General features: G+C 45.4%; 6 protein-coding genes and 1 pseudogene. 5 read left to right on the forward strand and 2 right to left on the reverse strand.

Annotation, left to right across the window (positions count from 1 at the left end):
- The first annotated feature begins 72 nt into the window (after positions 1-72).
- The 4 genes and pseudogenes from AAKU61_RS21155 to AAKU61_RS21170 all read left to right on the forward strand — a co-directional run bounded on the left by AAKU61_RS21155 (position 73) and on the right by AAKU61_RS21170 (position 3,300).
- Positions 73-1,782 carry an AAA family ATPase gene (locus tag AAKU61_RS21155; protein WP_354335476.1) on the forward strand — a complete coding sequence of 570 codons (1,710 nt, stop codon included), beginning with the start codon at positions 73-75 and terminating at the stop codon, positions 1,780-1,782.
- A gap of 78 nt (positions 1,783-1,860) precedes the next feature.
- A pseudogene (locus AAKU61_RS21160) lies at positions 1,861-2,043 on the forward strand (IS3 family transposase); the annotation flags it as partial.
- 145 nt (positions 2,044-2,188) lie between these two features.
- Positions 2,189-2,881 (forward strand): substrate-binding periplasmic protein, encoded by a 693-nt coding sequence (locus tag AAKU61_RS21165; RefSeq protein WP_354335483.1) that lies wholly within the window; start codon positions 2,189-2,191, stop codon positions 2,879-2,881.
- Positions 2,882-2,892: 11 nt separating this feature from the next.
- Positions 2,893-3,300: a TlpA family protein disulfide reductase gene (locus tag AAKU61_RS21170; RefSeq protein WP_354335478.1), complete on the forward strand. Its 408-nt coding sequence runs from the start codon at positions 2,893-2,895 to the stop codon at positions 3,298-3,300.
- Between the two features lie 403 nt (positions 3,301-3,703).
- Here the strand turns inward: AAKU61_RS21170 and AAKU61_RS21175 are convergent, their stop codons facing one another.
- Positions 3,704-4,006: a hypothetical protein gene (locus tag AAKU61_RS21175; RefSeq protein WP_354335480.1), complete on the reverse strand. Its 303-nt coding sequence runs from the start codon at positions 4,004-4,006 to the stop codon at positions 3,704-3,706.
- A gap of 80 nt (positions 4,007-4,086) precedes the next feature.
- Positions 4,087-6,777, reverse strand: coding sequence for a bifunctional diguanylate cyclase/phosphodiesterase (locus AAKU61_RS21180; RefSeq protein ID WP_354335482.1), 2,691 nt, complete (start codon positions 6,775-6,777; stop codon positions 4,087-4,089).
- Between the two features lie 210 nt (positions 6,778-6,987).
- Here AAKU61_RS21180 and AAKU61_RS21185 point away from each other — a divergent pair, with 210 nt between their 5' ends.
- A complete protein-coding gene (locus tag AAKU61_RS21185; RefSeq protein ID WP_354335485.1) occupies positions 6,988-8,364 on the forward strand; it encodes an IS30 family transposase in 1,377 nt (458 codons plus the stop codon).
- Positions 8,365-9,253 lie beyond the last annotated feature (889 nt).

Here is a 9,253-nt window from a genome sequence, read left to right on the forward strand (position 1 = left end):
TGGGTCGTGGCTCATGCCTTCTCCTTAACTTTGAAACGAAGGAGTGTGGCGCGTTCATTTCATCATTGCTAGATGGTTGCGTCGGACGCTTACCGTTCTCCATTAGCATCTTCTTCAGTTTCCTCCTCAGCCTCCACTCCAACATCTTTACCGGTACATGGTCTTCCTGTGCCTCATGACCCGCAGGAAGAATCTCCAGGTGCGGCATCCATCAATCCACCGGTGACATTGGCTCTTCCGGTCAACCGCTATCCAGCGATTCACAGCTCAACTGATTTTTCGCACATCATGGGGTTGGATGATGTCAAAACACGACTGCGCGATGCTATCAAAGACATACAAGGCAACGGCATGCCACACGGAACCGGACGCACCAAACCTCGAAACGGAATTCTGTTATTTGGCGAGCCCGGAAACGGCAAGACTTATTTTGCAGAAGCCTTGGCAGGAGAAATGGGATTGCCTCTCATCTCGGTGGCGTTCGGTGATGTCGCCAGTAAATGGGTCAATGACACCACAGAGAGAGTCATGCAGATCTTTAATGATGCTAAGGCACAGGCACCGTGTGTTCTGTTTCTGGATGAAATTGATAGTTTTATTCAGCACAGAGCATTGGTGTCCGGTGGCTCGGATGAGACAAATAAGACCACCAACACGATATTGGCAGAGATCGTCAAATTACGATCCCATCCCATTGTCCTGGTGGGGGCGACGAATTTCCTGGAACGACTGGATGCTGCGGCGATTCGCGAGGGTCGCTTTGATTTTAAGATTGAAGTCACCCCTCCCGATGACGACGCCAGACTGGCCATTCTTCTCAATGCAGTCCACCGCTATGTCAGTCGGTATGATCTGGATCTGCCAAGCATCCATCATATGATCCAACGCTGGACGGGGTATTCGGTAAAACGAATCCAAGCAGTAGCTGAAGAAATAGCAGCGATGCATACCGGGATCACAAACGCCGTGATTAATGCCTCGCTTCTGAAGAGAGCCATGCGTCGCGTCCAAGGAAGAAAAGGCCACTTACCCGAACACACTACATCGTTGGATCAGCTAACTCTATCCGCCCAACTCCGGCGGCAACTTGAACTGATCGTCTACCGTCTGAGCAATAGCGAGTCGGTGGAAGCCTTTGGTGGCAGTATGCCAACGGGGTTGCTGTTTTACGGGCCGCCCGGCAACGGCAAAACAGAAACCGCTCGTGCACTAGCCAGAGCCACTGACTACGCATTTCTTAGTACGACAGGACATGCCTTACTCCATGATCCGCAAGAACTAGACCGTCTCATGCGAGAAGCAAAAGATATTCGTCCGTGCATCCTCTTCATTGACGAGGCAGATGACATCTTGATGGATCGGCAGAACTCTTATGTCAGTAGTGCGACCAATCGTGTATTAACAGAGATCGATGGTGCCGGAGGCAAACACAACGACATCTTATTTATCGCCGCGACGAATTTGCCAGACCGGATTGATCCAGCTGCATTGAGAGGAGGGCGCTTTACCGAGAAACTGGAATTTGGAATGCCAAGCACCAAAGAACTCAGCGAGTTCATTCACGAGTGGATGCAAGACAATCATGCGTCATTTGATCCAAATTTACCTTCTCACAGGATCGCAGACTTGATCGGGGAGGGGATCTCATTTGCCAGCGCCGGAGCGATATTGCAGGAGGCTGTGAATCACATGATTGGACGAGTGGCATTCGATGATGGACACAAGCCTGAGGTGTGTGACCTTGATGTGGTGGAGGCTACTCGGGTGGTGATTGGGAGCTGAGGTTTTTAGTGTAAAGAGCCCTTAAAAATGATGTAATAGGGGGTACAGACAAAAACATGGACTACTTGGAGGTAGTTCATGTACTCATACGAAGACCGCATTCGAGCAATCAAACTTTATATCAAGCTCGAAAAACGCATTTGCCCGACCATTAGGCAACTGGGCTATCCAACAAAGAATGCACCCAAGAGCTGGTATCTAGAATATGTGCAAAGTCACGATTTGCAGGTGCGTTATATTCGCTCAAGACAGAAGTTGTCAAACAGCGTCGTTAATTTTCCAGTTGTCAGCGCGGGGCGTTTCCAGAGAGATTCACAGAAGCCCTTGCGGCCATTGGATCGGCGAAAATTTCCTTGACGCTGAATTTCAATTGAAGTGGAAAATTCTCTGCGCTGTTTAACAACCAATCAGTTTTAAAAACGGCGATAAAGTAGATGGTATGGCAGTTGAAGTAGTGGATGCATTACAAAAAAAAATTGGAACAAATTCAGCGATACAACTTGTTCCCTGGGCTAGGGGATACAAGGCGTTGCTAGAAGACCCCAATGTCTTGCTTTTTACAGTTGGACGGTCTGCCGAAAGAGAAAAACAAATGACGTTACTCGGTCCAGTGGCCATATCCAAAACGGTGCTGTACACAAGAAAAGGGAATGCAAAAAGGTTATTGTCCCTAGGAGACAAAATCTACGACGCTCCTGTAGGTGCATATAGAGACAGCATATTTGCAGATGCAGCTGTAAAAAAAGGCTTTCACAATTTGGATTTAGCTTCTACACCCCAGATCACTGCGAAAATGCTGATGATGAATCGCTTTGATTTGTGGTCAGAAGGTTGTGTTGTCGTGCCATCGGTGTTAAAGGACATAGGCTACTCTGGCGATGATGTAGAAACGGTGATGATTTTAGATAGTCTGGAACTTTTTCTAGCGTTCTCGGCAAAGACCCCACTTGCCACTATTAAGTTGTGGGAGGGCGCAATGCGTCAAATTAAAAAGGACGGCACATTTCAAAAAATTTACCAAAAATGGCTGCCCAACGAACAACCTCCAATGGAGGTGTATCGTATTGGCTTAACTCTGTTGACGCGCAAACAAAAGTAACGTCTTACACTTTGGGTGGTACGGATGTATCTGGTAAAAAAATTAACCTGCGTGATTTCTCAGATATGACTGTGCTGGTGAGTTTTTTTACTTTTGATTGCGCTTTATGCAGCGATGATCTAAAACTGATGCGGGAATTTTATGTACGCAATAGCAAAAATAAATTTATGCTTCTTGGTGTGAATTTGGACAGCAACAAAAAAGATTTAGACGACTACAACGACCTCACTACGCATAGCTATCCCAAAAATCAAAGGTTCCCTACAGTCTGGCGCAACGCACCTGAGCATAAAGATAATTTTGGCACTATCACTACTCAGCCAACCCACTTTGTACTGGATCACAACAATCAATTGAAATTTAAAAGAGAAGGCAAATTTCAGCCTGGTGATTGGGATAATCTGTGGTTGTCGTTATAGATGAATGCAATTCGTATTTTTACGAAAAGATCAACTTGATTTGAGATGGCTATCAAAAATCAGTGGCCTACTCTTATAAATAGATTTAAACGGGATTGATATCGTGGCAAAGTATTGTTACCTGATTCTGAATATTGCACATCGTTGCGCATTTCTAAATTTAGATACAGATTCACTCTCAACAAAATTAGAACGGTGCAGTATGTCTAAAACTGTTGATATCGCCTCAAAAGCGGAAGTGTCCATTACGGGCAAAAAATACTGTTCAAGTCATCAAGGCTATGTCGATGTTCAACAAGGTAATATCGTCACGAAGACAAATTCACGACGTTGGATATGTTTTTCGTGTCAGGAAAAGTCTAAGCTGTTAAACAAACGCGCTTAAGTTGATGTTTGTGGCAAATTAGTCATTATGGATATAGTAATTGCACATCGTGATTAAGCCACTAAGCTGGGAGGCGTCTTCCCTGTTTAATAGAATATTTCTTACTTCTGCTATTTGACTGCGACTAGGAATTATTTCAGTCGGACTTTTGCACATCCAGCCAATTAAAATCTTCGACAATTTTTCTATCTTCAGCGTAGCTACTTCTTTCCTAGTCGGGACATACACTTGCGGTAAGTATCCCTTTTGTTTCTTGGTAGACTGTTCCGCCGCGCGTAAGTTTTCTTCAGGAATACCAAAACGGTCATGGCTGTTTTTCATCGTTTCTCCAGCGTTCAAAAATTCAGATGTATCTAATAAATAGAATTCTTTAACAAATCGGTGAATTTAAATAGTGACAATTATTGATTCTCAGACAGTAAAAACGGCTGATTAAGTAATGCAGGAATTTGGTCTGCAGGTACTGGCCGTGAAATGAAATAACCTTGAATTTCGTCACAACTTAGTCGCCTTAGAGCTGCTAGTTGTTCTTTTGTTTCTACCCCTTCAGCGACCACGCTCATGTTCAACGCATGTGCCATAGATACTATGGCTTTAAAAAATATTTCACCTTCACTCGAACTCGTTAATTCATTCGTAAATACGCGATCAATTTTGAGGATATCCATATCAAGTCGTTGTAGCTGAGATAAAGAAGAATAGCCTGTACCAAAATCATCGACTAACAGTTTGATACCTAGTGCGCTGATCGAACTCAGTTCGGCAATGATGGCATTATCCTCCCCCATCATTGCAGACTCGGTAATCTCAACCTCCAAAAGGGCAGAGTTAATCTGATATTTAGTCAGACAATCCGCTAGCTTCTGAGGAAGATGTCCTGTATTAAATTGTCTGGCAGATGCATTGATGGAAACTGGAACAACAGGTAATTGTGCTTCTTTCCAAGCCGCGATTTGGGCGCAAGCCTTTTCTATGACCATATCGCCTAAACGCAAGATCATTCCTGTAGATTCAGCAATCGGAATAAAATCGATTGGAGGAATAAGTCCCTTATCTGGATGTATCCATCGCACTAATGCTTCCATGCTGGTCATTTCTCCAGTGATCGTATTTACACGTGGCTGGTAATACAATACGAATTGGTCGACTTCGATCGCATGAGATAATGCTTGCTCCAATTCAAAACGCGTTTTTAGTTTTGTATAAATCTCTGGTTTAAAAAAATCATAGTGTCCCTTTCCGGCAGCTTTAACGGAATACATTGCGATATCTGCATTCTTTAATAGCGTTTCAGTATCACTTCCATCACGCGGAAACATACTGATCCCAATAGAGGCACCAATTTCGTGTTTTATACCCTCCCACCAAAACGGCTGTTTAAAGGCCTCTGCTATCCGTTCCGCAACTCTCGCGGGTTTACTTTCTAGCTCGACCGGATCCATCGCTACTAAGAATTCATCTCCACCCAATCTGACCACGTTGTCCGACGGACGCAACACAGATTGAAGACGCGAGGCTACTGACTTTAATAGATGGTCTCCCGCTACATGACCCTGCGTGTCATTCACATTTTTAAATCCGTCCAAATCAATAAACAGCAAAGCGATCATTTGATCGCTTGCTTTTGCTCTTGAAATTGCCTTGGGTAGGTAGCCAATTAGCCAATGCCTGTTATATAGACCAGTTAATCCATCTCTATTTGCTAAACGATGGAGCTCCTGCTCAGCTTCTTTCTTCGCACTAATATCTTGAATAGTCACAGCTAAACTGGCGCCAGAGCGAACTAGTCGCCGCTTGGCCCACGCGATATTCATCGGACTGACGTCCGACATTTCATATTCATATTCATCTTCATAAAAGCCGACTTCCATTGCCTTGGAGTAGGTTGCAATCATCGTTTTAAAGTAGTGCTCCCCTTGAAGCGAGGACATATTCATCCCCACTAATTCCTCTCTATTCAGTCCGAAGAACAGTGCTCCTTGTGCATTACAATCAATCACCTGGAAATCAATAATATTGCCGTGAATATCGTGGAGAGCATTCATCATATAAAAGCCCTCGTCAGTCCCCTCTGTAGCGAGCCGATACGTGTCTCTGACTTCTTTAGCTTGATATTTTCTCCAGGCGAGGCGAGTCGACATCCAGGTCGCAATAGCTGCAAATAGGAGGAGAACGATTGTTGCAGTGATGGTCGAATTTTTGTTGTGTTTCCAAGCATCTTCGTGTGTGCTGAGTAGCTCTTGCTCTGATAATCCGACCACCGCAGTGACTTTGTAGGCATCAAGACTTTGCCAGCCTAAAAATCGAGATTTTTGATCAACAAAGATGGATTGACCAGGAAAATAATCTGTTCCTATCGGCGTTTTAATCGACAACTCTTTTGCAAATATGTCTGTGCTGACATGGGAAATAATATTGCCTACTCTTGAAGTCCCCACCACACCTTCATTGCTGAGAACGGCTAACAGTCCGCTCTTACCAATACTTTGCTCATCGTAGAAAGAGGAAAAGTAAGAGGGATCGACTGAAATCACGACGATGCCGTCAAACTCTTCATCAGCATTTTCTAGCCGGCGAGTAAATTGTACTACCGGCTTACCTGAACTATTGACGACCACGGGTAAGCCGATTTGCATTGCACTGGAGTTATTGAATTGATGATAAAAAAATAGACCTTTTAACGTAGAATCTTGCCATGCCTCCATGGGCGCAGTGGATGTGACTGGATTAGCCTTTTTATCCAAAATTGCTACCAGTGCAAATTGCGAGGCAGTAAATAAGCCTTGTGATCTTAATTCACCCAAACGCAATGACCGATTCGAGTGCTCCCAATCGTATTTGACATGCATACTGATTTGATCAAGCTGCTCAATGGTACGGTTGAGGTATTGGGCATACGCACGCGAGAGTGATGCTGCGTCTTTTAATGCATTTGTATGGAGGAGTTTTTTGTCTTGCTCGATGCCTGAGTAATAGCTCCACCAAACGGTCGAAATTAAAGCAGCACAGATGAGAGGCCAAGCGAGGATAAATGCGTAACTATTTCTAAGAAATGCAAGTTCTTTTACCCATTTAGAAATAGGTGCAATCATCGTTGGTGTAATCACTAGAGTAGTAACTATTGTTGCATCAAGGAATCGTAGGCTACCACAATTAGTAGGCAGCGGATTTGAGTTTACCAACATTAAACCTCAAAATACGATAGGAGTTATCCACAAAAATTGGGGATAACTGGGCGGATTCAACCGGTCCTCGCAACACCTTTAATTGAGGAGTTGTTTATGGGGCGACCAGCGGGCTGGATGAACAAGTTGACGGGACGAGGGCCGATGCGCTCACCAGGTGCGCCGTCGCATCGTCGGGAAACCGAACGGCGATTTTGGGAACAAATAGCGACGGGGATCACAAGTGAAAAAGCTGCTGAAGCAGTTGGTGTGGCCCCGGCAGTCGGGACTCGTTGGTTTCGTCATAATGGAGGTATGCCACTTTCTATATTGAAGCCCGTATCTGGGAGGTACTTATCGTTTGCTGAGCGAGAGGAGATAGGAATTCTTTCGTGCCAGGGCGTTGGGGTACGAGAGATTGCGCGTCGTATCGGGCGTAGCGCGTCAACTATTTCCCGTGAGCTGACGCGTAATGCTGCAACTCGCTGTGGCAGACTTGAGTATAGAGCTTCGGTTGCGCAGTGGAAGACGGAGTTGGTTGCCAAGAGGCCTAAGCCTTCGAAACTGGCGACCAATAAACGCTTGCACGACTATGTTCAAGACCGTCTTGAAGGTGGAGTTCGAGACGCCGATGGGCGTCAAGTTGCTGGGCCGCAGCAAGCGCCATTCATTGGGAGAAACAAGCCACATCGCAGTGACCGTAAATGGGTCAATGGTTGGTCGCCCGAACAGATTTCTAACCGGCTGAAGACCGATTTCCCTAACGATGAATCCATGCGAATTTCTCACGAAGCCATTTATCAAGCACTCTATATCCATGGGCGAGGATCCCTCAAGCGCGAGTTGGTTAGTTGCCTGCGCACTGGGAGAGCGTTGCGCGTGCCGAGGGCAAGGGCTCAAGCAAAGGCTTGGGCACACGTCAGCGAGGATGTGATGATCTCTAACCGGCCTGCGGAAGCGGAAGGTCGTGCAGTGCCGGGGCATTGGGAAGGTGACCTAATCATTGGACTAAACCGATCCGCGATCGGCACCTTGGTAGAGCGATCCAGCCGATTTACGATGCTTGTCCACCTACCTCGTGAGGATGGTTATGGATTGATACCGAGGACGAAGAATGGCCCCGCCCTCGCTGGCTACGGAGCTGTCACGATGGCTAATGCGCTCAAGAATACCGTGATCGACATGCCAGCCCTTTTGTGGCAGTCGTTGACTTGGGATCGCGGTAAAGAACTGTCTGACCATGCCCGCTTTACAGTCGAATCAGGGATGAAAGTATTCTTCGCCGATCCGCATAGTCCATGGCAACGCGGTACAAACGAAAACACGAATGGCCTCCTGCGGCAATACTTCCCAAAGGGCACAGACCTATCTCGTTGGAGCGCTCATGAAATCCACGCCGTTGCTAATGCACTGAATTCCAGGCCGCGAAAAACACTTGCTTGGAAAACTCCGGCTGAAGCGCTGGACAAGTATCTAAAATCTGTTCAACAATCTGGTGTTGCGAGGACCGGTTGAATCCGCCCTGTATCCTAATTCATTAAGATCGCGCTTGAATGCTTTATCGCACCAGCATTTATACAGAGTGCCTTTATTTTAAGCAGAAGTTCAATGCTTACCTTAGCGGAAGAGCGAGTTCGCTAAGCGACTGCAAAGCGAGTGTCGCATATATTCATTGGGGGGAATTCAGTAATTCTTTGGCGAAAAAATTATTGAATCTTTTGAATTAATTCAATTTATTAGATTCTCGTAAAATACATCGCATAAATTTATTTTCGCAATCTAATGTTTGAGCAACTAATATGCTGATTTCGTGATCAGAGTACGAATTAAATATAAATTCGCCTTTGGTATATGTGCCACCTTGAGTATTTGCATAAAACCAGCCATTGATTTTCAATTCAAAGATGCAGTAGTTTTTCATCCAAAAGTACCACCCATTTGCATGTCAAATAGGCCATCGGTTGGCAAAGAAATGATTTATTTTGACCGGAGAGTGCCCGGCCGTTAATAGGCGGATTACCGACATTGATATTTTGCTGCGACTGCTCGAAATTTGTCTAATCGCGAAGATCGAAAAAATCCCGGTCTATGGCTGGTTTTAAATTGGGGCTGACATGGCCTCTTTCTTCATGTCTCACCGCTTTTGCCATATCTGCCACTAAGGTTTGACTATTAACAGCAAGAAAAATTTAACAATTGACAGCAGCTGCTAAAAAATGAACGCTCGCTCTGTGCCCTCATCTGTCATTGACCCAATGAATTTGGCTGTCACCATTGAATCGCAGCAATGTTTTCGTCCGCATCCCCGAGGCGTTGGTGCACTTAAAAGTTGAAGTAAAAAGTACCCCAACTCCGATCATTTATGCAGGAACTTTCTGACTACGGACGGAGTTTGGGCGTCCAG

The organism is Undibacterium sp. GrIS 1.2 (assembly GCF_040544435.1).
Taxonomy (GTDB): Bacteria; Pseudomonadota; Gammaproteobacteria; order Burkholderiales; family Burkholderiaceae_D; genus Undibacterium.